The organism is Sphingorhabdus sp. Alg231-15 (assembly GCF_900149705.1).
In the GTDB taxonomy this organism is placed as follows: Bacteria; Pseudomonadota; Alphaproteobacteria; order Sphingomonadales; family Sphingomonadaceae; genus Parasphingorhabdus.
Window position 1 is genome coordinate 982,570 of record NZ_LT703001.1, and the last position, 26,522, is coordinate 1,009,091.

Here is a 26,522-nt window from a genome sequence, read left to right on the forward strand (position 1 = left end):
CAGAACCCTTAAGCAGCCTGCACCGCAGCGAGCACCTCTTCAGCATGCCCTTTGACCTTTACTTTTGGCCAAGACTGCAAAACCTTTCCGTCCGGCCCAATCAGAAAGGTTGAACGAATGATGCCCATATAGGTTTTGCCGTACATTTTCTTTTCCGCCCAGACGCCGATCTTCTCTAGAAAAACAGTGCTTTCATCCGAAGCAATATCGACCGTCAGCTCTTGTTTGTTGATAAAATTCTGCTGACGCTTTGGGCTGTCTGCGGACATGCCCAGCACTGCAGCACCAGCTTTTTCGAACTCCGGCAACAAAGCAGAAAAGTCTTTGGACTCCGTCGTGCATCCCGGTGTGCTCGCCTTGGGATAGAAAAACAGCACCAGCTTCTTGCCATGATAGTCGGAAAGTTTCACCGAGCCGCCATCGGGTGCAGTCAAATCCATATCCGGCATCTGCTCACCAACTTCTATCATATTATGTCTCCTAGTATTTCATGAGGGTCCGGCCGCAAGTGCCGATTCCATTCTTCAATAACGCATTGCCGGGCCGCATCATAGCCGTTCAAAAGGGCATCCCAGTTTTCCTGACCCGCCGATTTGGCGATCAGCTCTCGGCTTGAATCGGGCGGATAATCGCAGGTCGGTGACATTAATCGCAACGCCACCAGCAAGCGGGTCATCAGTTCATGGGCTGCAATCATATTCTCGTTCAAATGTCCGCCACCTGCCAACCCGCGGGCAGCCAATCCCAATTGCGGGTGCAGGGCATCACCGGTTTTGAGCTGAAGGAAGTGTATGATAAATTCCCAATCCACCAGACCGCCCTCCATAAGCTTTGTGTCTAACGGTCCTTTGGGTGGTTTGTGCTCGACAATATCCAGCCGCATCTTGCGGACGGCTTTACGCAACGTTTCCGGTTCTCGCTCTTTCTGTAAAATGGTTATGATCTGATCCTGCAATTGATCGCAGGCATTTGTGCTACCATAGACAGGGCGCGCTCTGGTTAGTGCCATATGCTCCCAGGTCCAGGCGTTTTCTTGTTGATATTTATAGAAACTTTCTATTGTAACCGCCATTGGACCCTGCGTTCCGGAGGGACGCAGACGGGTATCTACTTCATAAAGCGGCCCGGCTGCAGTGGGTACCGACAGAGCTGCAACAATACGCTGTGCGAGCCGGTTAAAATACTGCGTGCCGCCCAAGGGTCGCCGACCGTCAGACTCGACACTGTGATCTCCGGTGAACAGAAAAATAAGGTCCAGGTCAGAGGCGTGAGTCAACGCTTCGCCGCCTAGACGGCCCAACGCAAGAACTATCATTTCACTGCCTTGGATCCTGCCATGGACCTCTTCGAACTCCGATATGGTGGCGTCGGTCAACACACGAATGGATGCTTCTGCGACACGGGCATATCCAGCGGCTATCGCCAGCGGATCGTGGCGAGATTCTATAAGCTGCGCGCCAAGGGCAAAGCGCTTCTCCCCTACCCGCGCCCGCACCCGGTCAAGCAGCATTTGATAATCATCGCCATCTTCCCGCCGAGCAAACTGCTCTGCCAATTCATCGACGGATGGCGGCAAATCCAGAGCGGTGGTATCGATCAACCCTTCAAACAATTCGGTCCTGCGGGATAATTCATCAGCCAGAACCGGTGCGTGGCTCAAAATGCGGCTGAGCATTTCCCGAAGTCCCGGACGGGCCTCCAGCATGCGGAAGAAATTAATTGCGGTGGGCAATTTATCGATCAGACTGTCCAATCGGACAAGGGCCTGTTGCGGATCCGGGGATCCGGCAATAGCCTCGATCATGTCCGGCAATACTGCCTCAAAGGATTCGACTGCCGCGGGGCTCCTCAGTGCCGTAACTTTCCCGCTACGCCACCGTTTGATCTTCTCGATAAAAACACCGGTTTGTACGACGCCTCTTTTTTCCAGCGCAACCACCAAAGCCTGATCCGCTTGTGGCAGAGTTATACTTTCATCGGAATCAATCAGCTCATCATAAATCGCGCCAACTGCCTCGACACGTGGTTCCAGAAGCGCCAGCAAATCAGCCCCCTTGTTTAAACCATGCAGCTTGGCCACGCGGTCCAATCCGGCCTCGTCATCGGGCAGGCTATGGGTTTGCTGGTCATTGACCATCTGGAGGCGATGTTCAATGATCCGATAAAACTCATAGGATTCAGACAATGTAGAAGCCTTGTCCGGATTAATCCGCCCAGCATCTACCAATGCCTTTAATGCCTCTCGCGTCGCTGGCACCCGCAGTGTGGGCTCGCGTCCGCCAAAGATAAGCTGGTGCATTTGTGCGTAAAATTCAGCCTCCCGGATACCGCCCCGTCCGCGCTTTAAATCGTACCCAGGCCCGAATTTCTGACCCGCAGTATAATGATCGCGTATTTGAACCGATACCGCGCCAATATTACGAATGGCTCCATAGTCCAGAGAACGCCGCCAGATGAACGGGTTGATTGTCTCAAGAAAATAGCGGCCCAGATCAGCATCACCCGCCGCAAAGCGGGATCGGATAAACGCCGCCTGCTCCCATGCAAGCGCACTGGATTCATAATAGCTGATTGCAGCTTCTACGGGCAAGGCCACAGGACTGACTTCCGGCGATGGCCGCAACCGCATATCGACACGAAAAACATAACCATCGGCATCCCGCGTGTTCAGAGCATCAACGAGTTGCTGACCAATCCGCCGCGCTGCATCGCTCGGTTCTTCACGCCCACGCATGGGGATCTTCTCGGGATCATAGATGAAAATCGGATCGATATCGGAAGAATAGTTTAGTTCCCGACTGCCATGTTTTCCCAGGCCGATAACTGCGAAGCCAGCGGGATCAGCATCCGGATAGCGCGTTGCATAGATATCGGCCAAGGCTTCATCCAGTGATCGGTCAGCAAAATCGGACAGCTGCGTAACGACATCGGTCAAACTCAACTGTCCCGCCAGATCACCAATCGCCAGCGCCAGCGCCAGCGCCCGCTTCTCTCGCCTCAGTCGTTGGCGAACATTCTCGGCATCCGCGCCAGCCTCCCGCACAAATGCCAAAGCGGTATTTAAATCTTTTTCATCAAGCAAAGCCGTGAGTTCCGGTTGAACCTCCATGGCCATGCACAGATAAGGCGCATGGTCTTGCGCGCGCTTGATAGCGTCTTTCAGGCTGGTCGGTTCAGGCAGACCGTTGATCATTATCCAAGATATTTCCCACGGAAGTTGCTGGCAAAGGTTGCAAAAGAACCCGCTGAAATAGCCTCACGCATTCCAGCCATAAGCGACTGATAAAAAGCAATATTATGCTCTGTCATTAACATGGCGCCCAATATTTCCTTCGATCGGATCAAGTGATGCAGATAGGCGCGGCTATAGGTCTGGCAAACCGAACAGGAACAGTCCGTATCGAGAGGCTCCAGATCTTCGGCAAATTTAGCATTGCGGATATTGATTGGCCCCGTGGCGGTGAAGGCCTGACCATTACGGCCCGACCGACTAGGCAGCACGCAATCGAACATATCCACTCCACGCTCTACCGCGCCAACCAGATCATCGGGTTTACCGACACCCATAAGATAGCGCGGCTTGTCGGCAGGCAATTGATCTGGGGCGTAATCGAGCACGTCAAACATCGCTTCTTGGCCCTCGCCCACTGCCAATCCGCCAATGGCGTAACCATCAAAACCAATCTCGATTAACGCCTCTGCTGAAGAAGCACGGATCTCCTTGTCCAGAGATCCTTGTTGAATACCGAAAAGAGCGGCCTTTACAGCATGCTCTTCGCCGCTATCGAAACCATCACGTGATCGTTTGGCCCAGCGCATGGATCGTTCCATGGACAGCATCGCTTCTTCCCGGGTTGCACCATTTTTGGTGCATTCATCAAAGGCCATAACAATATCACTGCCGAGCAGACGTTGGATTTCCATCGACCGTTCTGGCGTCAGCATATGCCGCGATCCATCAAGATGGCTTTGAAATTCAACCCCATCCTCACTCATCTTGGTAAGGTCTGACAGGCTCATTACCTGATAGCCGCCACTATCCGTCAGTATCGGCCGTTCCCAGTTCATGAATCTATGGAGACCGCCAAGCTTTGCAACACGCTCTGCTCCGGGACGAAGCATCAGGTGATAGGTGTTTCCCAAAATGATATCCGCCCCGGTTGCGCGCACCGTTTCGGGTTTCATTGCCTTAACTGTTGCTGCCGTTCCAACCGGCATGAATGCGGGTGTACGAATGTCCCCGCGCTGCATACTAATTTTCCCGATGCGCGCCTTGCCGTCGGTTGCGGCAATCGAAAAAGAAAAACGCTCAGCCATCAAAAATTGTCCCAATCAAAGAAGTAAGGCCCGAAAAAACAAAGAATTTTGAATTTTTTTCCTTATGGTGTACCAAAGAGCCGTTCTGCACGAATCCCTCTTTAACTGTGCAGGATGGTAACAGTTTTTCAAAGACCAAATCGGGAGTATTTTATGACGAAGACAATGAAATTAGGTTCAGCAGCAACCGCGCTGATCGCCGCAGCAGCCCTTTCCGCCTGTTCCGGTGGTGCCGGTGAAGCAACCGAAGGCGCTGAAGCCAGCGGCGAAGAAGCGACCGAAGTTGCCGCTGCTGAAAAAGAAAAATGTTTTGGCATCGCCAAAGCGGGCGAAAATGATTGCGCCGCTGGCGAAGGCACAAGCTGCGCCGGTACATCGGTTGTAGATTATCAAGGCAATGCCTGGAAATATACCGAAGCGGGCGAATGTGAGCCACAGGGCGGTTCACTGACCGAAGTGGCTGACAATGATGCGCCAGTGCCAGTAGCTGCTGAAGGCTAAGCCCTTAAGCATAAGATTTTGAAGGGGCGGCTCAATTGGGCCGCCCTTTTTTGTGGCCAGATCATTAGTGCCTTCCTATTTGATACCGATGGCCATATTCGATTACCTGAAAGCAACGCGCCGCCCTGTCGTGTTTGCGTTGCTTATTATCGCTGCTTTTTCAGCCAATTCTGCATTCGCTCAAACCAATGGTGATGCCGTCACTGATCCGCCTCTCTCAATCTCGCCGGCGGCTTCGGTGCCGGCTGTGACGCCTGATGCCAACATAAGCTCAGATCAGGAAGAGAAAGCCTCCGATTCCCCGCAACCAAGCGTGCTTACTCGGATCATGAGAATTGACCCGGACACAATCGAAATCAAGCCTGAGGATCGTGGTGATCTCAGTAGCTGTAACGCCACAGAAGGTGAGGAAATGTTGATTGCACTTCATAATTGCTGGCCGCTGCTGGAGGGTTTTCAGACCTATTTCAAAGCCAAGAGGGTCTCACGGGACCATAGAACCGCCCGCTGGAAGATGGTCAGGGACAATCCGGATTACAGGGCTTCTGAAGATTTTAAGGCCAGTCAGCAAGCCGAATTTGCGGATGTTATTCGTTCGGCCAAAACAATTGAAACTCTGGCCGGCGACCGAACATATCCGATGCAGGACATGTTGCTCTTTCTTGCAAATCTTATGAAATTTTCCGTCGCTCAGAAGCAGAATGACTATGACAAGGAGTTAGTTCATCTCGATGATGCGATCATGATTTTTGAAACAACCCGCATAACTGAACCGGGATTTGCTACTCTCGACCAACTATACAAGCAGCGAGAGCGTTTGATAAAACAGACGAGTAAAGCCCCATAGTTCCCACTTAGGGTAACAGCAGACTGGAATCACCATAGCTATAAAACCGATAGCCCTCTTCAATTGCATGGGCATAGGCCCCTTGCATTGTCTCCAACCCCATTAGCGCGCTGACCAGCATGAACAATGTCGATTTGGGCAAATGAAAATTGGTCATCAGGCCATCAATTGCGCGAAACTGATATCCCGGCGTTATAAAAATATCCGTATCGCCCTCAAATGGCTGGATAATGCCATCGGTTCCGGTTGCGCTTTCCAACAGGCGCAAACTTGTCGTACCAACGGCAATAACACGACCACCATTTTGGCGTGCCTGATTGAGACGATCCGCGACATCCGGTTCAATCCTGCCCCATTCGCTGTGCATTTGATGCTCATCGGTCTCGTCCACCTTCACCGGCAGAAATGTTCCTGCACCGACATGAAGGGTTAAGGTCTCTCGGCCAACGCCGGCATCATCCAAAGCAGCTATCAACGCGTCGGTAAAATGTAACGCCGCTGTTGGCGCAGCCACGGCACCCTTTTCCCGCGCAAACATCGTCTGATAGTCTTCCGCATCGCGTTCGTCGATTTCACGCTTGCTGGCAATATAAGGCGGAAGCGGCATGGTACCGGCTCTTCCCAACAGAACTTCAACCGGCTCGTCGCCAAGAAAATGGAGCAAGAAGCTGCCGTCCGCATATTTTTCTTCGGCTCGGGCAACGACCTCTTGACCAAAATCTATGTGATCATCAATTTTCAGCCTTTTTGCGTTACGAATAAACGCCTGCCAACGTCTAAGGTCGACACGTTTGTGCAATGTAGCACCAATTTTGGCCTCTCCGCGACGCCCCTCCAACTGTGCTGGAATCACTTTGGTGTCGTTGAAAACCAATATGTCATTCTTCGACAGCAGCTTCGGAAGATCTTTAACAATATGATCGGACAGCTGCCCAGACCCGGCAACGCCGAGCATGCGGGCACTATCTCGCGGCACAGCGGGCCTTAGCGCGATATTCTCTTGCGGCAGCGCAAAGTCAAAAAGATCGACGCGCATATTGTAAACCTAGGGATTAATTGGCGCGTTCAAGTCATCAACCGTAATTTCTTGTTCTGGTACCGGTGCAAAAGACCTTGGTGCTGGAGGCGCTTTACCATCAATTGCAACCGACGCTTGCAAGATCCGGCTCGGACTCGCAGGAGGTTCGCCGCGATTAATCGCATCAACATGTTGCATACCGGCTGTCACACGTCCGAAAACTGTATATTTTTTATCCAATGCAAATCGCGGGTAAAAGACAATGAAAAACTGGCTATTCGCACTGTCTTCACTCTCCGCACGGGCCATCGATACAACCCCTCTCAAATGTGGGAACGGATGAAATTCGGCTTTCAAATCAGGTAGTTCTGAGCCGCCTGTGCCTGTGCCCGTGGGGTCACCGGTCTGTGCCATGAAGCCTTCAATAACGCGGTGGAAAATCACACCATCATAAAATCCCTGCCGTGTCAGCGTCTTGATCCGTTCGACATGATTGGGCGCAACCGCAGGAAAAAGCTGAATCGTTACCCGGCCGCCCGTAGAGAGGTCCAGATGCAGAATATTCTCTTCCTCAGGAACCGAAGCCGGAGCGGGCTCAGCAGGCTCGGCCTGCTCTTGGGCAGTGGCGCCAGTGCTGATCATCGCAGCAGCAAAAAGGGAAACAATGAATTTGCTTAGCATATGTAACTACTCACCTGTTCGTTGGTCATCATGGCAGCTTCCGTTGATCCACCTGACATCAATAATGCCGCCTATTGGACGAGATATGCTTTCGCCGCAATGAACTGCTTTTCAAATCGCGCTTAATGCCCGCTTATTGTTCACCCTTCAAGCCGGTCTCTGCTACGCGGGCGACCACTTCTTCACACACCGTCGGTGGGACAAATTTGTGTATTTCCCCGCCATAAATCGCGATTTCCTTGACCAGTCGTGAAGCAATCGGTTGAAGCGATACGTCGGCCATAAGAAACACGGTTTCGATCTGGTCATTCAGTTGCTGGTTCATTCCAGCCATTTGATATTCATATTCAAAATCGGCCACAGCGCGAAGGCCCCTGACGATAACGCCGGCACCTTGTTTTTGAGCAAATTTCATCAACAGCGCATTGAAGGCGACCACTTCTACTGCATCACCAAGATCAGCGGTTTCCCGACGGACCATGTTCAACCGTTCTTCCAATGAAAACATCGGTGATTTCGATGGGTTCGTGGTGACACCGATCACCAACTTATCTACCAAACGCGTACCACGCTGAATGATATCCATATGCCCCAGTGTGACGGGATCGAATGTCCCGGGATAAACACCAACTCTCATCATATTCCCCCTATAGGCCAGATGCCCGGACAAAGTTTAACGGTCTCGCTGTACCGTATATTCCGCAATGGCGCGAAGCAAATTGGCCTCCTCACCATAGCCGTTCAAATGTGATTTGGATTGATCGACCAGCATTTGTGCTTGTTCCTTGGCCCGATCCAGTCCCATCAGTGTCAAAAATGTCTGTTTGCCGGCCGCTTCGTCCTTATGCAGCGCTTTTCCAGCCAGCGCCTCATCACCTTCGACATCCAGAATATCATCGGCAATCTGAAAAGCGAGTCCGAGATCATGGGCATAACCACGCAGTCCTGTCCGCCCTTCAATCGGGACGCGGCCCAGAATCGCTCCGATCTCGACACAAGCGCTGATAAGTGCGCCCGTCTTCAACTGCTGCAATCGCGTCACGGTTGGCAAATCAAAGGTCGTTGTCTCAGCAACAAGATCCATCATCTGCCCGCCAGCCATGCCGGACGGCCCCGCCGCCTTTGCCAGACACGCGACCATCTCAGCGCGCACAAACGGATCCGTATGGGTATCTTCGTCCGCCAACAGTTCAAAGGCCATTGCGTGAAGCGCATCCCCGGCGAGAACAGCCTGTGCTTCACCGAAAGCTTTGTGCGCCGTTGGTTTGCCCCGCCGTAAATCGTCATCATCCATGCACGGCAGATCGTCATGGATAAGCGAGTAAACATGCAATGCTTCCATGGCAGTTGCCGCGCGTAAGGCGCAGTTCTCGTCGACGTTGAACAGACCAGAGGTTGCCATAACCAACAAGGGCCGCAGGCGTTTGCCGCCTCCGATTGCGGCATGACGCATGGTTTTGAACAATTGTGCACGAGAATCCTCAGGGACGGTCAGCAACAGATCAAACTGCTTATCCACTGCCTCGGCGACGCGGGCCATTTCCTGCCGCAGGTCCAGATTATTATTGGCCGGCATTTCTAATCAGCATCAAAGGCAGTGACGCCCTGAGGCTTGCCATCGCGATCAAGTGTGATTTTTTCGATCTTCGCTTGGGCATCTTCGAGACGTTTCTGGCAAAGGCCGCGCAATTTTTCGCCTTGCTCGTATAGTACGATGGACTGATCCAACGGAACATCGCCGCTTTCCAGCTTTCTGACAATGTCCTCCAGTCGTCTCAGCGCGTCTTCAAAGTTCAGATCTGCTATGTCGACTGACATATCTTGGTCGGTTTCACTCATACCCATTGCAATGGCGTCGCTTTGGGTTTCGGTCAAGGCCCAGAAAATGCAAATCGGTCTGTTTTCGATTCCCGGGCCTCATTGTCTGGTCATTTGCCGAGATCAGGGCTAGAAATAACCGCAAAAAGGGGAGGTATATTATGTTCATTGGGCATTTCGCACCGGCAATGGTTGCCGCGACTCATCCCAAAGCTCCAGGACTTGGAACGCTGTTTGTTGCAGGCCAATTGGTTGATTTCGGCTTTTTCGGCCTTGCCCTTTTCGGTATCGAAAATTTCCGGATTGTCTCTGGTTTCACAGTGATGACCCCCCTCGATCTTTATGACATGCCCTATACCCATAGTCTCCTCGGCAGCGGTGTCTGGGCGCTTGGCTTTGCACTTCTGATTTGGCTATTCACTCGCAACAAAACAGGCGCCCTGATTGGCGGCGCTGTCGTATTATCCCATTGGCTGCTCGATCTACTGGTCCACGCACCGGATCTGACATTGGCTGGATCCCCGCCCAAACTGGGCTTCGGACTTTGGGATTATCCAGCGATCACTATGCCACTGGAGCTGATAATGACCTTTGGCGCGCTCGCTTTTTTTGTGTTTCGGACAAGATCAACGGCACCGCGCTCTAAACTGGCATTAGTCCTTCTGGTCATATTGTTGCTCGCGTTCCAACTCATTAACTGGTTCGGACCGGAACCCGAGGCAGCCGATATGGCAATGATGATTTCAGCATTGGTTGCCTTCGCACTCGCCGCGTTAGCCGCCGCATTTGTGAGCAGGACCAGAACATTAAAGCTTGCCTGAATAGCAGGGCTAGCAGTTAGGAATAAGCATGGCTCAGTTTTTGATCGCCTACATATTAGCCGCCATCATCTTTGGCATTTTGGACTTTCTGTGGCTCAGCAATATGGCGAACAGTTTGTACCGCCCGGTGATCGGCGAAATCATGGCGGATGAGTTTCGCAAGTTACCCGCCCTCGCCTTTTATTTGATCTATCTGTTCGGAATCATCTGGTTTGGTGTCAAACCAGCACTGGCTAGCGGACAATGGACGACAGCCTTGCTCAACGGAGCGCTTTTCGGCGGCATTGCGTACGCGACCTATGACTTGACCAGCCAAGCGGTACTCAAGGTCTGGTCTACCAAGATTACCCTATATGATATTGCCTGGGGGACGTTTGCGACAGGGGTCACCGCCGCGTTGACGGCCTATCTGGTTCTTCGTTTCGTTAAAACCTAGATTGACCTTAATGGGTGTGACAGCGCTGTCACATCGATATCAATCCTTTGATTTTGCATTAAGAATCCGCAGCCTTTCGGGCAGCTCCGCCATGACCTCTCGCCGTTGATCTGGTGTAGAGGAAGCCCATTCCGCTATTTCCGACAAAGTGCGGCCGCATCCGACACATAGACCAGTTGGGCGATCTATGGCGCATATATCATTGCAGGGCGATTCCATGAGGCCCTTAACAGCATAATCATCGATCAGGTGCAAACCCGTAGCTTGCAGATGCCTCTATGGGTGTGGATCAGGACGTCAGCTGTTCGTCAATTTGTCCCAAACGCTCTTTGCCGAAATACATTTCTCCATCAACATACATGGTCGGGATACCAAAGGCACCGCGCTCGACCGCGTTCTCGACATTGTCCATCAATTCTTGTTTAACCGCTGGATCCTGTGTCTTTGCAAATAGCTCTTGCGCATCAAAGCCGCCATCTTGAAGGATTTTGCCGAGAACTTCGGTATCTGTCACGTCCAGTTGCTCTTCCCATATTGCGGGCAGCAATGTTTCGATGAATGTGGCACGTTTTTCCGGCTTCAGCGCAACCAACATCCGTTGCAGACTTATGGTATTGAAAGGAAAATGCGGGTTCATCTGGAATTTGGTCAGGCTATGTTTGGTGATGAAGCGATTCATCTCAAGCATCGCATAGGGATTCTTGCCTTTGACTTCCGCGTCACGAATGAAAGGCGGGGCGTTACCGGTCAGCTTATGCATTCCGCCCAAAAACGCGGGTATCACCTCAATCGTCGCGCCATGTTTATCGGCCAATGCCTTTAGCGGTTGCCAGATCAGATAAGCATTGGGGCTAACGAAATCGAATATAAGCTCAATCGTCTTGGTCATTGGTTTTCCTTCATCACCATTTTTCAGCCCATGGCCGCACGTCCATTTCAAATGTCCATGCACTGCGTGGCTGTTCGTGTAACATCACATAATTTTGTGCCAGATCATCAGGATTGACCACGCCGTCATTGGCTTTGCGTTCCTCATAGTCTGGCAGCATTCCTTTGATCCAATCGGTATCTACGGCTGCATCAATCACGACATGGGCGACATGAATATTTTGCGGCCCCATTTCGCGCGCAAGGCTTTGCACCAAATTGCGAAGCGCGGCTTTCGCGCTGGCGAAGGCGCCAAATCCTGCCGCACCGCGCATGCTAGCCGTTGCGCCAGTAAAGAGGATTGATCCGTGGCCGCGTTTGGTCATGATGCGCGCCGCTTCGCGTCCGGTTAGAAACCCCGCTAGGGTTGCCATTTCCCAGATTTTCAGAAACTTTTGTGCGCTGGTATCGAGGATCGTCATCGGTACATTGGCGCCGACGTTAAAAACCACGCAGTCCAGCGGGCCGATATCGGCCTCGATTTTGGCAAACAGAGCTTCAACCTGGTCTTCCTTGCGCGCGTCACAGGAAAATCCATGAGCCTGCTTGCCAGCGCTGCGGAGTTCTTCAACCAGCGGGTCAAGCTTTTCTCCGCCGCGTCGCGCGCCGCAGACGATATAGCCTTTGTCGGCAAAGGCACGCATGATTGCGCTGCCGATGGCGTCCCCTGCCCCGACGACCAAAACCACTTTATCCATAATTTGCTCCAGCCATCGACCAATTTCAGTTTCATAATGAAACCATGTTTCGAATCTAAATGCAATGGGCTCTGCAAAACTGATAATTCACACTAGGCGGAATCGGGACGGCTCGTTAAAGGGTCTTCATGACACAGACATCCTCGCGCACCGCTGAAAAAATCACACCTGAAATTGTTGCCGAACATGGCCTCAACGAAGAAGAATATCAGCGCATCTTAAACGCGCTTGGCCGCGAGCCAAATATCACAGAGCTTGGCATTTTTTCGGTCATGTGGTCCGAGCATTGTTCTTATAAAAGCTCTCGTTTGCACTTGAAGAAACTCCCCACCACGGGTCCTCAGGTCATCTGTGGTCCTGGCGAAAATGCCGGTGTGATTGACATCGGCGATGGTCAGGCAGCGATCTTCAAGATGGAAAGCCACAACCACCCATCTTATATCGAACCTTATCAGGGCGCAGCAACCGGTGTGGGCGGTATTTTGCGCGACGTCTTCACCATGGGTGCGCGTCCAGTGGCGAATTTGAATGCCCTGCGCTTCGGACGGCCCGAGCATCCCAAGATGAAACATCTCGTCAAAGGCGTCGTTGCGGGCATTGGCGGCTATGGCAATTGCGTCGGTGTACCGACCGTTGGCGGCGAAACCAATTTCCATGAAGCCTATGATGGCAATATCATCGTCAACGCGATGACCGTGGGCGTGGCGGATGCGGACAAGATTTTCTATTCCGCCGCTTCAGGCGTTGGCAACCCCATCGTCTATGTCGGCTCGAAAACCGGTCGCGACGGCATTCATGGTGCAACCATGGCGAGTGCGGAATTTGATGATGACAGCGATGAGAAGCGTCCCACGGTACAAGTTGGCGATCCGTTTACAGAGAAGTTGCTGATCGAGGCCTGTCTCGAATTAATGGCCAGTGATGCGATTGTCGCGATTCAGGATATGGGCGCAGCCGGCCTCACCAGCTCCAGCGTCGAAATGGCAACCAACGGCGAAGTTGGCATCATTCTCGACATGGATAAGGTTCCGTGTCGCGAAACCGAGATGACCGCTTACGAGATGATGCTGTCCGAAAGCCAGGAACGCATGCTGATGGTCCTGAAACCCGGCCGCGAGGAAATGGCCGAGGCGATTTTCACCAAATGGGAACTGGATTTCGCGGTTATTGGCGAAGTGACCGACACCCGCCGCATGGTGCTGACGCACAAAGGCGAAACCGTCTGCGATATTCCGCTTGGCCCGCTCGCCGACGACGCACCGCTTTACGACCGGCCTCATCTGACGCAGGAAGAATATAAAGCGCATGTAGCAACCAAACCGCTCGGCGACATACCCGAAAGCACCGATATTGGCGCAGACCTGCTCAAGATGATGGCCAGCCCAGCCCTCGCCTCCCGTCGCTGGATCTGGGAGCAATATGATAGCCAGGTTGGCGCAGACACGGCGCAGCGCTCCGGCGGTGACGCGGCGGTCGTCCGTGTCCACGGCACCAACAAAGGTTTGGCGATCACCACCGACTGCACCCCGCGCTATTGCAAAGCCGATCCGGTCGAAGGCGGCAAGCAGGCTATTGCCGAAGCCTATCGCAATCTCTGCGCGGTTGGAGCAAAACCGCTCGCGACAACCGATTGCATGAATTTCGGTAATCCTGAAAAGCCACATATCATGGCGCAATTTGTCGGCTGCATCGAAGGCATGGCCGAAGCCTGTGAAGCGCTCGATATGCCAATCGTGTCTGGCAATGTGAGCCTGTATAATGAAACCACCGGCGCAGATGGCGTGAGCCATGCGATTCTACCGACACCCGCTATTGGCGCGGTGGGGTTGATTGATGATCTCGACAAGATGATGACCCTTGGGTTCAAGGGCGTGGACCATGCAATTGTTGTTCTGGGAACCACATCTTTGGAAAAGTTGGACGTGGATAGCGGCCTTGGTGAATTGGGGCAAGAACTTGGACAATCCCTATGGCTGCGACAGTTCGGTGAAGTTGAGGCTGGCTCACCTCCCGCGGTCAACCTTGAGCAAGAACGTATAGTTGGCGATTTTGTTCGGAAGTTAATAAATGAAGGTGAGGTCAGTGCGGTCCATGACATCTCTGATGGCGGTGTCGCTGTCTCTTTGACAGAGATGGCCCTCGCCAGCGGAATTGGCGCCTCCGTGCTGTCCATGGGCAACATCATCAAAGACGCATTTTCGGAAGATCAAGGCAGATATATTGTCACTTTACCATGGTCTGATCGTGAGAGTTGGGCCGAGTTCAAGAAGGCGGCTGAATCCGCTGGAGTGACTGCCTCATGGATCGGGGGCACCCAGGGAGATTCGATTTCCTGGACCGATGGTGAAGATACGCCAGTTGCCGACATCCCCCTCTCCGACCTCCGCGAAGCCAGTGACAGTTTCTTCCGCGACTGGATGGAAGACTAGCCGCTTAAGCGTTCAATCCAACGCTATCCAGAAACGGTGAGGAGAACGCATCGCGTTCCGCCGCATCGGGCAGCAACAGTTTGCGCACCTGATTCCAGCGATCAACGCTCCCGCCATAGCCGCGCCGCACGCGAGCCTTGGTGAGGTCGTGCATTTTTCCCCAATGCTGAGTAAAGGGCATGCCTGCTGCCTCCAACCGTTGACCAGCCAAAGTAATCAACTTGCGCGTCGCAGGCGTGTCGATGCCGTCAATATCTATCACGCAACTAGGGTCATAGCGCGTGAAGGCCATCATGCCTGGTGATTTTTGCGCATAGCGACAGGTGAATACAACCGGCGCATTTTTATGGACCAGAAACGCCTGACGCATGATTTCGAGTGCCGTTGTGACCTGAGCAATCGGTACAGCAAAACCAGAGCTCGCAATCCCCTCACGCGCGCTGGTGAAGCTATAGGTCTCGCCGGGCAGTCGCCATTCATGCGGCCGGTCAGATCGCACTTTCAGCTCTGCCTGTATCAGCAGGCTGGTCGCTGTGTTCCGCAAGTCGGGAAACATCTTGATTGCCGAAGCGATTAGCCTTGGCAGATCGGTCCCCGGTTCGGCCTCGGATTTCAGGTTATAGTCGGCACGATAGCCGGGCGGGCAAAGCTCTTTATAGCGCACCGTCGTATAACCAATGTCCATCTTGTTGGGATCAAGGATCACCTGAAAGAAATAGGGTCTGCGAGTCTGATCCGGCAGACCTGATCCGCGAAAATCGAGCATATTGAGCGCGCCTTGCAGCTGGCCGAAAGGAATATGCAACAACGACGAATTGAGCAGGTATCGCCCCGTCGCACGCAACATCACTGAGTGGACAATGCCCAATGCGCCCAGGCTGACAAGCGCCGCATCAAATTTGGCATCATCGCGCACCAGTGTTGCACCGAGCTTGGCGGCAAAATTTGCATTCATCACCGGGGCTCGGGCCGGTTCAATCCATAGGTTCTGGGTGGCCGTCAGGATTTGAATTCCCGCTACCTCGCTTTCCATCGGACCAACATCCACAGCTGAACCATGCACACCGGTTCCAATGGCTCCAGCGATGGTCTGACCATTACTCGCCCCTGAAGTGCGCAGCGCGCGGCGACGAGATGTTGTTTCCAATCGCTCGTTTATCTTTGAAATATTCGTGCCGCATTGCACCAGATAGAGATCATCTCGCGATGTCGCGCTCGCTAGATCGACATCGGAAGCACCAACATTGAACGTCCAGTCAAGATTGGCGGTTTCCACGACCCAGCCGTCCTTGACCGCAGGAATATCGGAAAAGGACCAGCGCGATCCACAGGCCCGGATTTGCACGCCCGCCGTCAGCGCATCAGCGATAATCCCTTGCAAACGCGCCGCCGTTTCGCGCATTCCCGACATCGTGGCACGCGTCGGATTTTCATTATGAACCCGCAGCCGTTTGGCAATTGGCATCTTGATATTGAAGTGATGGTTCACCCATTCAATATTATTGTTCACCTGGATCTGATTGGGGGGCATCATATTTCTCCCGTCCGGCCGAATGCGGTGGACTATTCGTCAGTGCTACCTTCATCGGAAGGCACTTTGGCACAGTAATATTCGATGGTGGTCGGCTGATAGAAGCCCAGCGACAATACCGTGATCAATGACTGTCCGAAATTCGTTTTGACGCGCACTTCGTCAATCAAGTTGGTCTGGCAATCGGCAACATTGCGGGGTTGCCCCCTTGGCAACAAATAGGCCTTGCTATTCACTATGGCATGCTCACCATCGGGATTGGGGCGCTGCACCACGAGCCGATGTTCGGCGCAGCTCGATAGCAGCACCGCACTGATCAAAATCAGTCCTAATCGCTTTTGCAAGATATTGCCTTCCTTCATGTGAGTCCGGTCCTCTTGGATCTCGGTACTTCGAATTTCAGGCGACCCTGCCACTTTATCGCCGAATCGCAGCATAATCGCAATGGGGGTTTTCTGCCAGACCAGTGTTGCTGCTGCGTCACTTGATGACCTGCCGTCATTGTCCTGCTATGCTTGCATCATGCCTACAACACAAAATGCTGGTTACTCAGGGACACCGCTCGCAAAGAAGCTCAGCCTGAAAGACGGTATGACGGTTTGGTTTGAAGGGATGCCCGACAGTGTCCGCGCCGAGATTGATACCTATGGCTTGGCATTTGAAGAGCATGACACGCCTTTTCAAGGACTCAACGCAGCTCATATTTTTGTCAAGGAACGCGCGCTACTCGAGCAGCATCTCACCGCACTCCGCACCTTGATCGATCCAGCCGGTCAGGTTTGGGTCAGTTGGCCGAAAAAGGCATCAAAAGTCGAAACCGATATCACCGAGGATACCATTCGCAGTGTCTGTTTGCCGATGGGCTTTGTCGACATCAAGGTCTGCGCCGTGGATGCGATCTGGTCCGGCCTAAAACTGACAATTCGCAAAGAACTGCGCTGAAATCTGGTTATTCAGGAATCCTACGGATTTCTCAATTTCAGGACAGCGCCATGACAGAATTACATTGGACAGAGATTTGCAAGAATGCGCTCGTGCTCATCCGCGATCTGGTCGTTTTGGGTATAGTCATCTTTTTCCTGTTTTTCCCGATCCAGTTTGGAGAACAGCTCGGCAAAACAAATATCGGTCGCTTCAGTGCCTTTGGCGTAGAAGTGGAATTGCAAGCCAAAGAGATGCGCGATCAGGCAGAAGCAGCGAGAACCGAAGTCGCCGAAGCGCAGGCGGCTGTTGATCAGACACTTTCCGATCTCAGAACGTGGTCGCGAACCAATCCGCAAATCCGCGGGCGCGCCAGCCAACTCGAACAGAAAGTGGAAGAGTCATCGCAAAAATTGACCAGTGCAAAGAGCGAAATTGATCGCTCCATTACCGGATATGATGTCTTGGTAAAAAAAATAGAAGCGGCGCAATAACGCCGCTTGCAAACCTATGCTGGCTGACCCAGCAAATTATAAGGATCAATACCTTGTGCTTCATAGGCTGCATGTGCCTGCTTGTAGTACACCGGCTCGCCTATGTTCAGAAATGCGCGGGCTTCATCAAGTGGCATCGCCAATATCTTCTCGATATCATAATAGGCTAGTCGCTTGGCTGCCTTGCCCAGTTTTTGTCCTTCGCGAACAGCTTTCAAAACAGGTGCATCCGTTGGTGCCTGCTTCTTCATTTCCAGCGCACCTGCATAAGCAATGAACAACACGCCAAGATTGGGGTTCTGGCTATAGGTAAAGCCCAGCACACATTGCTCTCCCAGCGCATCGCGGCCATAGCCGGTCAGAACGTGAAGCAAGTCATGCGTGTCCCGCATCCGGTTGCCGAACCATTCGGTAATGTCGTTACGCTTTTCATATGTCTCGCCATAGCGATCAAATTCTGCAACCAGTCCAGCGGCTGTCAGGCCTTCCTTCTTCATGAAACGGACATAGGCCTGCCCCAGACTGTCGGCTGGAAGTTCACGCAATTTGTCATGATCATCCAGCATCGCTGGCAAATCGACATTGCGCTCCATCAATTCCTGCGCATGGGGAGTTTTCAGAAAGCGTTTGGCGTTACGGATAAAGGCTTTGCCGGCAAGCGCCTCGATAATGTGGAACACCTCCGCTGTATCTTCCTTGTCCGCGATCAAATTGCGGAAATGCCGGAACGCCTTTATCGGACGAATTTTCGGCGGCGCATGTTTGGTATTGAGCAAAGGCATTGTTGTCGGAGAAACTGTCATAAAGGAATCGCTTAATTGGCTATTGTTAAAGACTTGATATCGATTACTAACATCAATGTCAATAGTAGATAATTGCTTTCCTACGCACCGCTTCCCGTTTAAGCCGTTCAACAGAAAACCTGATCACTTGCTCAACCTCCACAAGAGAAAAAAGGGGGTGAGACTTGTGTGAACTTTGGAATGATATTACGCGCCCGAAACTTCGCGGCGTGGAGGAAAAACGGGATGAAACCACACGATACTCTGCCCTATACCCAGCTGCCTGAATATTCTGACGAGGAACGCATCGCGCGATCCAAGGCTTTTTATGATGCCTTAAAAGTGCGTCGCACCTGCCGCTATTTTACCGATGAAACAGTACCGCGGATAGTGATCGAGAATGCCCTGCTTGCCGCCGGGACCGCACCCAATGGGGCCAATCACCAACCTTGGCATTTTGCGGTCATCCAATCTCCTGAAAAGAAAAAGGCATTGCGCGAGGCAGCGGAAGCCGAAGAACGCGAATTTTACGAGAATAAAGCCAGTGATGAATGGTTGGAGGCGCTTGGCCCGCTGGGCACGGATGCAGACAAGCCGTTTCTCGAAACCGCACCCTATCTGATTGTCATATTTGGCCAGCGAAAGGGCGGCATGTTGCCGGGCGAGATGAAGCAGAACTATTATGTCAATGAAAGCGTCGGTATTGCTACAGGCATGCTGATTACCGCCCTGCATGATGCCGGGCTCGCTACACTCACCCACACGCCTAATCCGATGAAATTCCTCAACGAACTGTGCGAACGGCCGGCCAATGAAAAACCGATGATGGTGCTCGTCGTCGGAAAGCCGGCACCAGATGCAACCATCCCTGTTCATGCCACGATCAAGAAACCGCTGGACGCCATTGCAAGCTGGTTGTGAATTTTCCGAAACGCCTATCGCTACCTGATTGAAGGACCTGAAATGAACGCCACCACGACCACGCGCTACCTTACTCTTGATGCCCTGCGCGGCTTTGCGGTGATGGGCATATTGCTGATGAATATTATCGCCTTCTCGATGCCGGAAATGGCCTATTTCAGTCCTGCAATTTATGGCGGCACCGATACTCCGGATATTGTCGCGTGGTTGTTATCGTTCATCCTGGTTGATGGCAAAATGCGAGGGCTCTTCACCATCCTGTTCGGGGCCAGTATGATGCTGGTCATTGAGCGCGCCGCAGTGAAGGGAGAAAACCCTGCAAAGGTCCACTATTCCCGCATGCTCTGGCTTGCCGTTTTTGGACTCGCTCACTATTTTCTGATCTGGTGGGGCGATATATTATTTTTATATGCTACCGTCGGTTGCATCGCATTTTTTATGGCCGATTGGGAAAGCAAAAAACTGATCCGTGTCGGATTGATAATCTATGCCATAGGATTTGCCATCAATCTGTTATTCACTGGCAGCCTGATTTACCTGCAATATCTTGCTTTGGAAGCCGGGCCGGGTTCGTCCATGGATCTAGAATATCAGGAAGCCATGAAAGACATTGCGACTAGCGGAGCAGCGTTAGCCAAAGATATCGCCATTCATCAAGGTAGCTATGCGACTATTCTTGCCGACAAATTCGCCGAGCACCTATGGGGACCGCTGGGTTTAATCTTGTTGAATTTCACCGAAACACTGCCGTTCATGATGATTGGCATGGCACTCTATAAAAACGGTTTCATGACGGGTGAATGGGAAATTGAGCGGTACAAGAGCTTCGGCATCCGCTTAACCGGCATCGGCCTGCTGCTACTCGTCCCATTGGCCATCTTCATGTTTTTAAATATTTCTGATCCGTTGGTTGCCTTTAACACAAGCATAGCCTGGTCCGCGCCATCGCGACTATTGATGACAATCGGCTATGCAGCCCTGCTCATATTACTTATCCAAACATTCTCTAACAGCGCTCTGCTGCACAGGGTAGCTGGAGCCGGTCGTGCGGCCTTTACCAACTATCTCGGCACCAGCATATTCATGACCTTCATCTTCTATGGTTGGGGTTTAGGACTCTACGGAACGATCGACCGCGCTGAGCTTTATCTGTTCGTGCCCAGCGCATGGATTATCATGCTGCTATGGTCGAAACCTTGGCTCATGCGTTTCCGCTACGGTCCTCTGGAGTGGCTCTGGCGATCACTGTCACGGATGGAGGTCCAATCGATAAAAATCACCAATCGATTGTGAACAGGCGTGTTTTTGCTATTGCGATCTATTCTCATTAGCTATATACGAGTCGCATAAGGAGCCCATATGGTTGTTTGTGTTTGCAATGCGATTAAGGAAAAAGACCTGCGAGCCGCGGTTCGTAACGGATCTGAGAAGCCGAGTGAGGTCTATGCTGAGCTCGGGCGGAAGCCAAAATGCGGCCAATGCCTATCGTTTGCGCGAACCATTATCGAAAACGAAGTTGCGACCGCTTAGCATTCTCTTTATCAAGTCACTGAAATAATTGCCTTTTCCTAGGAACTAGCCCTTTCCTACATGACCGTGCTCGTGTATAGCGCAGGGTAACTTATTCCCCATCGAAAAGGATTACACCATGAAGGGTGACGCAAAGGTAATCGACTATCTGAACGAAGCGCTGAAAAACGAACTCACCGCGATCAACCAGTATTTTCTGCACAGCAAAATGCTCGATAACTGGGGTGTCAGCAAACTCGCCAAGTTTGAATATGAAGAATCCATCGATGAGATGAAACATGCCGATAAGCTGGCCGAACGCATTCTCTTCCTGGACGGCCTGCCCAACTTCCAGTTACTCGGCCGGCTTAAAATTGGAGAGTCTGTTGAAGAGATCCTCAAAGCCGATCTTGCCCTTGAGCATGAAGCTTTGCCGCCACTAAAAGACGGGATCGAACATTGTGAAAAAGTGCGCGATTACGTTACGCGCGACCTGTTTGCTGAAATCCTGGAAAGCGAAGAAGAACATGTCGATACGCTGGAGAAGCAATTTGACATGATTGAGCGCATGGGAATTGAAAACTATGTTCAACTCCAATCGGAACCAGCCGAATAAAATCAGCGATGGTCGAAGTGGCTGCTAAACCCGTTTGAGCGGCGTCTTTCCCCTACGGGTTGACGCTGCATAACGGGGCTGGTTTCATGCTCTAATATAGGCAGTGTTTCTTCAAACAACGGCCGTAGTCCAACAACCTGCTCGATAATTTCATCGGGTGTTTCCTGATGTTCTACGCATTTTCGAGCGGTCATTTCGATGAGCTCCGCGACGGCAGCCAATCGGACGGCACCAAATTGCAGGGACTCGCCCTTTAGCTTATGTGCTGGTGTAATGATTTGCACTGCGTCCTTCGCCCGCATTGCCGCCTCAATCTTTGCGATGGATTGCGTCCCATCTTCTCGGAAATACCCCAATATGCGTACAAAGTCGGGGCCGAGCGAGGACCTTGTCTCGCTATAAACGGTCCAGTCAATCAGATCACTATCAAGCTGCGCCAAGGATCAAACCCCTAGAAGAAATGGCTGAGAAAATACCCATAGCCAGGAGAATAGCAGCGGAGCCGTAAAAAATTTGTTACCACAAAGAAAAACAATCACCCCTTAATTCAAAGGCTTGGCGAGTTTTTGCTATTCCTTGTCGTGATAGGGATTTTTGGGAGCGCGGATTATCAATCGGACCGGTACGCCGCCGAAGCCTAGCTCCCGGCGGATACCGTTTATCAAATATCGACGATAGCTTTCTGGAAGATCGTCCACACGGGTACCGAAAATGACAAAGGAAGGCGGCCGTGTCTTGGCTTGTGTAATGTAGCGCAACTTGATCCGTTTGCCGCCTGGCGCTGGCGGCGGATTGTCTTCAATGGCATCTTCGAACCAACGGTTGAGCTTGCCTGTTGCGACCCTCTGGGACCAAATTCGCCGCGAGTTGAACGCCGCCTTCATTAACTGATCAATGCCTTTACCGGTAAAAGCCGATACCGCGATCAACGGAACGTCTCGAACCTGCGCAAGGCCGTCATCCAGAGCAGCACGAATGCCATTGAACAACTTGCTCGGTCCTTCAGCCACATCCCATTTGTTGATCGCTATGACCAGACATCGACCTTCTTGAATCGCTTGATCGGCAATCCGCAAATCCTGTGCCTCAAGCCCTTTAGTCGCATCCAGCAGCAGCACCACGACTTCGGCAAAATCAATTGCCCGCTTGGCATCAGCCACCGACAATTTTTCAAGCTTGTCGTTCACCTTGGCGCGTTTGCGCATACCAGCGGTATCGATCAGCCGCACCTTGCGATCTGGTTCTATGCCATCAAGCTTTTCGTCTTCGGTCAGCGCATCGTCATGCCAGACCCACTCTACCGCGATACTGTCACGGGTAATGCCTGCTTCAGGCCCAGTAATCAGGCGATCCTCGTCGAGCATCTTGTTGATCAGCGTGGATTTCCCGGCATTCGGCCTACCAACAATTGCCAATTTCAAAGGTGCTGCTTCGTCAACCGGTTCATCCTGCGCAGCGGCTTCGAATGCTTCGATGTAAGGGCGCACGGCTTGGAACAGGTCTGCGATACCGTCGCCATGTTCTGCACTTAGCGGGATCGGGTCGCCAAAGCCAAGCGCATAGCTTTCGAGCACACCGGACTCCGCCGCCTTTCCTTCCGCCTTGTTGACAAGCAACACCACAGGCGTCTTGGAACCGCGTAACCAGCGCGCAATTTCTTCGTCGAGCGGCGTTAAACCTGCACGGCCGTCGATAACAAACAGCGCTAATTCGGCTCCGGAAACCGCCAACTCCGTCTGACGCCGCATCCGACCAGGAAGGCTTTTGGCATCTTCATCTTCATAGCCAGCCGTATCGATAATATTAAACTCAAGACCAAGTAAGTTCGCCGCGCCTTCGCGACGATCACGAGTCACACCGGGACGATCGTCAACCAATGCCAGCTTCTTACCGACAAGCCGGTTGAAAAGGGTGGACTTACCAACGTTTGGCCGCCCGACAATTGCAATATTGGGCAGCATATGGCCGTTCCCGTTCCTTACTTGATGACCCTATCGGAACGCTGAAATGCGTCCACTATTGTCCAATATATAAAGCATCCCGCCAGCCACTATGGGCGGTAACGAGACACCTTGCTTCAGATCAACCAAGGTTGTGCTGCTTCCTTCGCCCAACGAAACGGAGACGACTTCTCCCTCCGTGCTAGCCACAATCAGACGATTGCCCGCCAAGACCGGCCCCGTCCAATTGATCGGATTTTTCTTCTTACTTTCGTTGCGATAGGCCGCCAGCTGGCTGATCCACCGGACCTTCCCGGTTGGTCTGGCAATACAAAGCAGTTTTGCATCATCAGTGAGCACGAAAACCCATTCGCCGGCGACCACGGGGGTTGCAATACCGGCGATATTCAATTCCCAGATACGCTGCCCGGTCACCAGCTCATAAGCCGCCATCCGGCCACCCTGCCCCAGTGCAAACACGCGGCCACGATCGATAACCGGATCGGCATCAATATCGGAAAGCGTGGCTACTGACGTTGAAATACTCGTTCGAGCCAACGCATCATTCCATAGATTACGGCCATTTTCATAGCGATAAGCGGTCAGTTCGCCAGATGAATAGCCCGCAATCACTGTACCTTGCGCTGCCGCGGGAGCCGCAACGCCAAAAATACCCGCCAGACCAACGGTCCCAGCTTCATTCCATTGTACCGATCCATCCGCCTGGCTCAGCGCATAAATCTGATTGTCCTGCGTCATCACATAGACATTACCATTGGAAATCGTTGGTGCGCCACGCAGCGGCCCTGCTGGACGGACTTTCCAAAGCTGACTTCCATCAGACGCATTCAATGCCACGACGTCGCCAACACCATTGGTTGCATACACCATGGTGCCTTGCGCGCTTACACCACCACCAAAACGAGACGGCTTGCCATCATCCTGGACCTCAATCCGCGTTGACCAAACCTTCGCTCCGGTCTCCGCATCATAAGCATGGACCATAGCTTCGGTGTCGACGACAAAGAGTCGTCCACCAGAGACAACCGGCGCGGCCGCCAAACGTTCCCGCTTGGTTGTTCCGCTGACATCCGCTGTCCAGATACGGGAAGACGCCGAACCCAAAGCGACATGACCGACCGATTTTCCGGCATTACCACCAGATTGCGCCCAATCGGCATTGGCACGCGGTGCCGGCACAATGACTGAAATACCAGCCAATGCGGGATCCACTTCAGCACCACTTTCGCCGGTAAGGATATTGGTCCGCTTACCCAGCGTTGGCGTATCTTTCTTTTTGTCACCACCACCGTTCAATATGGCACAGCCAGACAAAAGGGATACAGCAATCAGTCCAGCGCAAATCTTTGCAACATGCTTGTTCTTAACCGAAATCATTACTCTGTCTCTCCCTCACTCGCCCCTGAACCTGCTGCATCTGCAGCCGCAACGGCGGGACCAACTTCTCCATCGCTATTCAGTTCTACTGCATCAATACCCTGCACTCCGGCCATCTGCAAAGCACGAGAGCGGATGGTTGGCGGCACGCTATCATCCTTGGCAAGCTGAGCAAATAATGGTCCGGCCAAATCAGCTTGTTCCAAATTCAGATAAGACAGCGCGACCATTTCGCCAGCACTCCCAAACCACGGGTTGCCTGGCACAGCAAACGGTTTGAGACGATCCACAATCTCCTGAGGCTTCAAGCTGTCAAATTCAGCGGTCGTCTGGCGGATCAGCGCCAGGTCACGAAAAGGCTGTGGCAAATCTGTATCAGCAACGATTGCCTTATATCCGGCAATGGCAGATTCGGGGTCCTGTTTTTCCAGCGCAATATTCGCCTGCATCATCTTTGACGCAGCTTTATAACCCTTTTGATTTGCTTCTTCGATAGGCTTGAGAGCCGTTGCGGCACCATCCAGATTGTTGCGCTTCACGCTATCAATCGCAGCGACATATTCCTCACTGCGTACGCCAGCCTCTTCCTCGAGACTGTTATTATAGAATATCCAGCCAGCCAGAGACGCCAGACCAACCACTACGGCGACGCCAATCCCGATGCCGTAACGGCGTCCGAAGTTCTTAAGATCATCCTCCCGAACAGCATCATCCACTTCCCGCATGAACACCTGTTCCTGGCGGTCTGGCTGTTCTTCAGGTGTATCTTTGTCGTCTTTGGCCAACCTGGCCTCCTTCAATGTTTAATCTGCGTTGAGAAGCAATGATATGCCTCCCAAAATTCTTTCGCTAGTCCTTTAGCGATGACATGCAGAAAGTCCAAGTATATCGTCCATTTCCAGATGCTGAACGATTGGTTGTTAAAACCAAAGGTTTAAGGTCATTTTTTCGGCTGATAAAGCTGATCAGGTCCTGGAAAACTGCGATTACGCACATCATCAGCATAGCTCGCAGCAGCTTGTTCAATATTTTCGGAGATGTTGTGATAGCGTTTTACAAAACGTGCGGTCCGCTCAAACATGCCCAGCATGTCTTCGGTCACGAGGACTTGGCCATCACATTGCGGCGAGGCGCCGATGCCGATAACCGGTATATCTACGGTTTTGGTTACAGAGATAGCGATCGGTTCCAACACGCCTTCAGCCACCATTGCAAAAGCACCGGCATCCGCAACGGCTTTGGCATCAGCAAGAATTTTTTCATGCTCTTCCTGGCTCCGGCCACGTGCAGCATAGCCGCCAAGCGCATTGACGGCCTGCGGCGTCAGACCAATATGCGCCATCACCGGAATACCGCGCTGCGCCAAGAAAGAGATGGTGGAAGCCATTGACTGCCCGCCCTCAAGCTTAACCGCGGCACATCCGGTTTCCGACATGATTCTGCTGGCCGATTCAAAGGCTTGTTCTGGTGATTTTTCGTAGGAGCCGAACGGCATATCAACAATAACAAGGCTATGGTAACTGCCCCGCACAACAGCGGCGCCATGGTTGCACATCATATCAAGCGTGACTGGCAGCGTCGAAGGCAAGCCATATATCACCTGACCGAGAGAATCTCCGACCAGCAACATGTCGCAATGCGCATCCAGCAATTGGGCTGTGCGAGCGGTATAGGCCGTCAGCATTACCAAAGGCTCTTCTGTCTTGCCTTCAAACTTGCGGCGCTGAATAGCGGGAACCGTCAACCGTTTCAGCGGCTTCGGCGTCGGATTGGCACGACTTGTGGACGTGTCTAGTTTATAGGTTGTGGACATGGCTGGTTTCATAACTCCGGCAAAGCAATAAGGCCAGCGTTGCGTTTAATCGGAAAATGCGGCATCAAATAGGCATCTCACGACTCACTTCCACAATTTAATTC

The 26,522-nt window shown here is 52.4% G+C and carries 30 protein-coding genes; 11 read left to right on the forward strand and 19 right to left on the reverse strand.

Annotation, left to right across the window (positions count from 1 at the left end):
• Positions 1-8: 8 nt before the first annotated feature.
• The 3 genes from DG177_RS04770 to tgt are packed head-to-tail and all read right to left on the reverse strand — an operon-like array spanning position 9 to position 4,320.
• Entirely contained in the window at positions 9-470 is a 462-nt protein-coding gene (locus DG177_RS04770) for a redoxin domain-containing protein (RefSeq protein ID WP_108810448.1), read from the reverse strand.
• The gene (locus DG177_RS04775; RefSeq protein ID WP_108810449.1) at positions 467-3,193 is read right to left on the reverse strand and encodes a bifunctional [glutamine synthetase] adenylyltransferase/[glutamine synthetase]-adenylyl-L-tyrosine phosphorylase; all 2,727 of its coding nucleotides are present in this window, start codon (positions 3,191-3,193) and stop codon (positions 467-469) included. Before DG177_RS04775 ends, DG177_RS04770 begins: the two co-directional genes overlap by 4 nt.
• Entirely contained in the window at positions 3,193-4,320 is a 1,128-nt protein-coding gene (gene tgt / locus DG177_RS04780; RefSeq protein ID WP_108810450.1) for a tRNA guanosine(34) transglycosylase Tgt, read from the reverse strand. Before tgt ends, DG177_RS04775 begins: the two co-directional genes overlap by 1 nt.
• Before the next feature lie 150 nt (positions 4,321-4,470).
• Here tgt and DG177_RS04785 point away from each other — a divergent pair, with 150 nt between their 5' ends.
• Positions 4,471-4,818: a BufA1 family periplasmic bufferin-type metallophore gene (locus tag DG177_RS04785; RefSeq protein WP_108810451.1), complete on the forward strand. Its 348-nt coding sequence runs from the start codon at positions 4,471-4,473 to the stop codon at positions 4,816-4,818.
• 52 nt (positions 4,819-4,870) lie between these two features.
• Positions 4,871-5,665, forward strand: a complete 795-nt coding sequence (locus DG177_RS04790; protein WP_337658515.1) for a hypothetical protein — start codon at positions 4,871-4,873, stop codon at positions 5,663-5,665.
• 7 nt (positions 5,666-5,672) lie between these two features.
• Here DG177_RS04790 and queA read toward each other — a convergent pair whose 3' ends face one another.
• The 5 genes from queA to DG177_RS04815 form a co-directional block, all read right to left on the reverse strand.
• Positions 5,673-6,701, reverse strand: a complete 1,029-nt coding sequence (gene queA / locus DG177_RS04795; protein WP_108810453.1) for a tRNA preQ1(34) S-adenosylmethionine ribosyltransferase-isomerase QueA — start codon at positions 6,699-6,701, stop codon at positions 5,673-5,675.
• 9 nt (positions 6,702-6,710) lie between these two features.
• Positions 6,711-7,364, reverse strand: a complete 654-nt coding sequence (locus tag DG177_RS04800) for a peptidylprolyl isomerase (RefSeq protein ID WP_108810454.1) — start codon at positions 7,362-7,364, stop codon at positions 6,711-6,713.
• Between the two features lie 133 nt (positions 7,365-7,497).
• Complete coding sequence (coaD, locus tag DG177_RS04805) at positions 7,498-8,001, reverse strand: pantetheine-phosphate adenylyltransferase (protein WP_108810455.1); 504 nt, start codon at positions 7,999-8,001, stop codon at positions 7,498-7,500.
• A 36-nt stretch (positions 8,002-8,037) separates the two neighbouring features.
• Complete coding sequence (locus tag DG177_RS04810) at positions 8,038-8,940, reverse strand: farnesyl diphosphate synthase (protein WP_108810456.1); 903 nt, start codon at positions 8,938-8,940, stop codon at positions 8,038-8,040.
• Between the two features lie 2 nt (positions 8,941-8,942).
• Positions 8,943-9,182 carry an exodeoxyribonuclease VII small subunit gene (locus DG177_RS04815; RefSeq protein ID WP_443216432.1) on the reverse strand — a complete coding sequence of 80 codons (240 nt, stop codon included), beginning with the start codon at positions 9,180-9,182 and terminating at the stop codon, positions 8,943-8,945.
• A gap of 161 nt (positions 9,183-9,343) precedes the next feature.
• Here DG177_RS04815 and DG177_RS04820 point away from each other — a divergent pair, with 161 nt between their 5' ends.
• A complete protein-coding gene (locus DG177_RS04820; protein ID WP_108810457.1) occupies positions 9,344-10,003 on the forward strand; it encodes a hypothetical protein in 660 nt (219 codons plus the stop codon).
• A gap of 28 nt (positions 10,004-10,031) precedes the next feature.
• Entirely contained in the window at positions 10,032-10,439 is a 408-nt protein-coding gene (locus DG177_RS04825; RefSeq protein ID WP_108810458.1) for a DUF2177 family protein, read from the forward strand.
• Positions 10,440-10,478: 39 nt separating this feature from the next.
• Here DG177_RS04825 and DG177_RS04830 read toward each other — a convergent pair whose 3' ends face one another.
• The 3 genes from DG177_RS04830 to DG177_RS04840 form a co-directional block, all read right to left on the reverse strand.
• A complete protein-coding gene (locus DG177_RS04830; protein WP_108812778.1) occupies positions 10,479-10,658 on the reverse strand; it encodes a DUF1289 domain-containing protein in 180 nt (59 codons plus the stop codon).
• A 70-nt stretch (positions 10,659-10,728) separates the two neighbouring features.
• Positions 10,729-11,328 (reverse strand): DsbA family protein, encoded by a 600-nt coding sequence (locus DG177_RS04835; protein WP_108810459.1) that lies wholly within the window; start codon positions 11,326-11,328, stop codon positions 10,729-10,731.
• A 13-nt stretch (positions 11,329-11,341) separates the two neighbouring features.
• Complete coding sequence (locus DG177_RS04840; protein WP_108810460.1) at positions 11,342-12,064, reverse strand: SDR family NAD(P)-dependent oxidoreductase; 723 nt, start codon at positions 12,062-12,064, stop codon at positions 11,342-11,344.
• Positions 12,065-12,192: 128 nt separating this feature from the next.
• On the opposite strand from DG177_RS04840, the gene purL reads away from it, so the two are divergent.
• A complete protein-coding gene (purL, locus tag DG177_RS04845; RefSeq protein ID WP_108810461.1) occupies positions 12,193-14,493 on the forward strand; it encodes a phosphoribosylformylglycinamidine synthase subunit PurL in 2,301 nt (766 codons plus the stop codon).
• Positions 14,494-14,497: 4 nt separating this feature from the next.
• Here the strand turns inward: purL and DG177_RS04850 are convergent, their stop codons facing one another.
• Positions 14,498-16,027, reverse strand: a complete 1,530-nt coding sequence (locus DG177_RS04850) for an FAD-binding protein (RefSeq protein ID WP_108810462.1) — start codon at positions 16,025-16,027, stop codon at positions 14,498-14,500.
• A gap of 29 nt (positions 16,028-16,056) precedes the next feature.
• The gene (locus DG177_RS04855; protein ID WP_337658516.1) at positions 16,057-16,386 is read right to left on the reverse strand and encodes a hypothetical protein; all 330 of its coding nucleotides are present in this window, start codon (positions 16,384-16,386) and stop codon (positions 16,057-16,059) included.
• Positions 16,387-16,468: 82 nt separating this feature from the next.
• On the opposite strand from DG177_RS04855, the gene DG177_RS04860 reads away from it, so the two are divergent.
• On the forward strand, positions 16,469-16,966 hold the full coding sequence (locus DG177_RS04860) for a hypothetical protein (RefSeq protein ID WP_337658517.1): 498 nt from the start codon (positions 16,469-16,471) through the stop codon (positions 16,964-16,966).
• 50 nt (positions 16,967-17,016) lie between these two features.
• Positions 17,017-17,439, forward strand: coding sequence for a hypothetical protein (locus DG177_RS04865; RefSeq protein ID WP_108810464.1), 423 nt, complete (start codon positions 17,017-17,019; stop codon positions 17,437-17,439).
• A 14-nt stretch (positions 17,440-17,453) separates the two neighbouring features.
• On the opposite strand, the gene DG177_RS04870 is transcribed toward DG177_RS04865, so the two are convergent.
• Positions 17,454-18,242, reverse strand: coding sequence for a Coq4 family protein (locus DG177_RS04870; RefSeq protein WP_337658518.1), 789 nt, complete (start codon positions 18,240-18,242; stop codon positions 17,454-17,456).
• 225 nt (positions 18,243-18,467) lie between these two features.
• Between DG177_RS04870 and DG177_RS04875 the strand changes: the two genes are divergently transcribed.
• The 4 genes from DG177_RS04875 (at position 18,468) to bfr (ending at position 21,267) form a co-directional block, all read left to right on the forward strand.
• The gene (locus DG177_RS04875) at positions 18,468-19,142 is read left to right on the forward strand and encodes a nitroreductase family protein (RefSeq protein ID WP_108810466.1); all 675 of its coding nucleotides are present in this window, start codon (positions 18,468-18,470) and stop codon (positions 19,140-19,142) included.
• A gap of 42 nt (positions 19,143-19,184) precedes the next feature.
• Complete coding sequence (locus DG177_RS04880; RefSeq protein ID WP_108810467.1) at positions 19,185-20,435, forward strand: DUF418 domain-containing protein; 1,251 nt, start codon at positions 19,185-19,187, stop codon at positions 20,433-20,435.
• A 66-nt stretch (positions 20,436-20,501) separates the two neighbouring features.
• Entirely contained in the window at positions 20,502-20,672 is a 171-nt protein-coding gene (locus DG177_RS04885; RefSeq protein WP_108810468.1) for a (2Fe-2S)-binding protein, read from the forward strand.
• Positions 20,673-20,790: 118 nt separating this feature from the next.
• Entirely contained in the window at positions 20,791-21,267 is a 477-nt protein-coding gene (bfr, locus tag DG177_RS04890; RefSeq protein WP_108810469.1) for a bacterioferritin, read from the forward strand.
• 2 nt (positions 21,268-21,269) lie between these two features.
• On the opposite strand, the gene DG177_RS04895 is transcribed toward bfr, so the two are convergent.
• From DG177_RS04895 to panB, 5 genes are all read right to left on the reverse strand, one after another.
• The gene (locus tag DG177_RS04895) at positions 21,270-21,707 is read right to left on the reverse strand and encodes an Hpt domain-containing protein (protein WP_108810470.1); all 438 of its coding nucleotides are present in this window, start codon (positions 21,705-21,707) and stop codon (positions 21,270-21,272) included.
• Positions 21,708-21,836: 129 nt separating this feature from the next.
• Positions 21,837-23,228, reverse strand: a complete 1,392-nt coding sequence (gene der / locus DG177_RS04900) for a ribosome biogenesis GTPase Der (RefSeq protein WP_108810471.1) — start codon at positions 23,226-23,228, stop codon at positions 21,837-21,839.
• Between the two features lie 30 nt (positions 23,229-23,258).
• Positions 23,259-24,605: an outer membrane protein assembly factor BamB family protein gene (locus tag DG177_RS04905; RefSeq protein ID WP_108810472.1), complete on the reverse strand. Its 1,347-nt coding sequence runs from the start codon at positions 24,603-24,605 to the stop codon at positions 23,259-23,261.
• Positions 24,605-25,390, reverse strand: a complete 786-nt coding sequence (locus tag DG177_RS04910) for a tetratricopeptide repeat protein (protein WP_337658519.1) — start codon at positions 25,388-25,390, stop codon at positions 24,605-24,607. The genes DG177_RS04905 and DG177_RS04910 overlap by 1 nt, the downstream gene beginning before the upstream one ends.
• A 155-nt stretch (positions 25,391-25,545) precedes the next feature.
• Positions 25,546-26,418, reverse strand: coding sequence for a 3-methyl-2-oxobutanoate hydroxymethyltransferase (gene panB / locus DG177_RS04915; RefSeq protein WP_108812781.1), 873 nt, complete (start codon positions 26,416-26,418; stop codon positions 25,546-25,548).
• Between the last annotated feature and the right edge of the window lie 104 nt (positions 26,419-26,522).

Bases quoted from the DNA above. Each gene is read 5' to 3' on its own strand.
- DG177_RS04770 (WP_108810448.1), bottom strand. From the start codon at position 470: ATGATAGAAGTTGGTGAGCAGATGCCGGATATGGATTTGACTGCACCC.
- DG177_RS04775 (WP_108810449.1), bottom strand. From the start codon at position 3,193: ATGATCAACGGTCTGCCTGAACCGACCAGCCTGAAAGACGCTATCAAG.
- DG177_RS04785 (WP_108810451.1), top strand. From the start codon at position 4,471: ATGACGAAGACAATGAAATTAGGTTCAGCAGCAACCGCGCTGATCGCC.
- queA (WP_108810453.1), bottom strand. From the start codon at position 6,701: ATGCGCGTCGATCTTTTTGACTTTGCGCTGCCGCAAGAGAATATCGCG.
- DG177_RS04800 (WP_108810454.1), bottom strand. From the start codon at position 7,364: ATGCTAAGCAAATTCATTGTTTCCCTTTTTGCTGCTGCGATGATCAGC.
- coaD (WP_108810455.1), bottom strand. From the start codon at position 8,001: ATGAGAGTTGGTGTTTATCCCGGGACATTCGATCCCGTCACACTGGGG.
- DG177_RS04810 (WP_108810456.1), bottom strand. From the start codon at position 8,940: ATGCCGGCCAATAATAATCTGGACCTGCGGCAGGAAATGGCCCGCGTC.
- DG177_RS04815 (WP_443216432.1), bottom strand. From the start codon at position 9,182: ATGTCAGTCGACATAGCAGATCTGAACTTTGAAGACGCGCTGAGACGA.
- DG177_RS04820 (WP_108810457.1), top strand. From the start codon at position 9,344: ATGTTCATTGGGCATTTCGCACCGGCAATGGTTGCCGCGACTCATCCC.
- DG177_RS04825 (WP_108810458.1), top strand. From the start codon at position 10,032: ATGGCTCAGTTTTTGATCGCCTACATATTAGCCGCCATCATCTTTGGC.
- DG177_RS04830 (WP_108812778.1), bottom strand. From the start codon at position 10,658: ATGGAATCGCCCTGCAATGATATATGCGCCATAGATCGCCCAACTGGT.
- DG177_RS04835 (WP_108810459.1), bottom strand. From the start codon at position 11,328: ATGACCAAGACGATTGAGCTTATATTCGATTTCGTTAGCCCCAATGCT.
- DG177_RS04840 (WP_108810460.1), bottom strand. From the start codon at position 12,064: ATGGATAAAGTGGTTTTGGTCGTCGGGGCAGGGGACGCCATCGGCAGC.
- purL (WP_108810461.1), top strand. From the start codon at position 12,193: ATGACACAGACATCCTCGCGCACCGCTGAAAAAATCACACCTGAAATT.
- DG177_RS04850 (WP_108810462.1), bottom strand. From the start codon at position 16,027: ATGATGCCCCCCAATCAGATCCAGGTGAACAATAATATTGAATGGGTG.
- DG177_RS04855 (WP_337658516.1), bottom strand. From the start codon at position 16,386: ATGAAGGAAGGCAATATCTTGCAAAAGCGATTAGGACTGATTTTGATC.
- DG177_RS04860 (WP_337658517.1), top strand. From the start codon at position 16,469: ATGGGGGTTTTCTGCCAGACCAGTGTTGCTGCTGCGTCACTTGATGAC.
- DG177_RS04865 (WP_108810464.1), top strand. From the start codon at position 17,017: ATGACAGAATTACATTGGACAGAGATTTGCAAGAATGCGCTCGTGCTC.
- DG177_RS04870 (WP_337658518.1), bottom strand. From the start codon at position 18,242: ATGACAGTTTCTCCGACAACAATGCCTTTGCTCAATACCAAACATGCG.
- DG177_RS04875 (WP_108810466.1), top strand. From the start codon at position 18,468: ATGAAACCACACGATACTCTGCCCTATACCCAGCTGCCTGAATATTCT.
- DG177_RS04880 (WP_108810467.1), top strand. From the start codon at position 19,185: ATGAACGCCACCACGACCACGCGCTACCTTACTCTTGATGCCCTGCGC.
- DG177_RS04885 (WP_108810468.1), top strand. From the start codon at position 20,502: ATGGTTGTTTGTGTTTGCAATGCGATTAAGGAAAAAGACCTGCGAGCC.
- bfr (WP_108810469.1), top strand. From the start codon at position 20,791: ATGAAGGGTGACGCAAAGGTAATCGACTATCTGAACGAAGCGCTGAAA.
- der (WP_108810471.1), bottom strand. From the start codon at position 23,228: ATGCTGCCCAATATTGCAATTGTCGGGCGGCCAAACGTTGGTAAGTCC.
- DG177_RS04905 (WP_108810472.1), bottom strand. From the start codon at position 24,605: ATGATTTCGGTTAAGAACAAGCATGTTGCAAAGATTTGCGCTGGACTG.
- panB (WP_108812781.1), bottom strand. From the start codon at position 26,418: ATGTCCACAACCTATAAACTAGACACGTCCACAAGTCGTGCCAATCCG.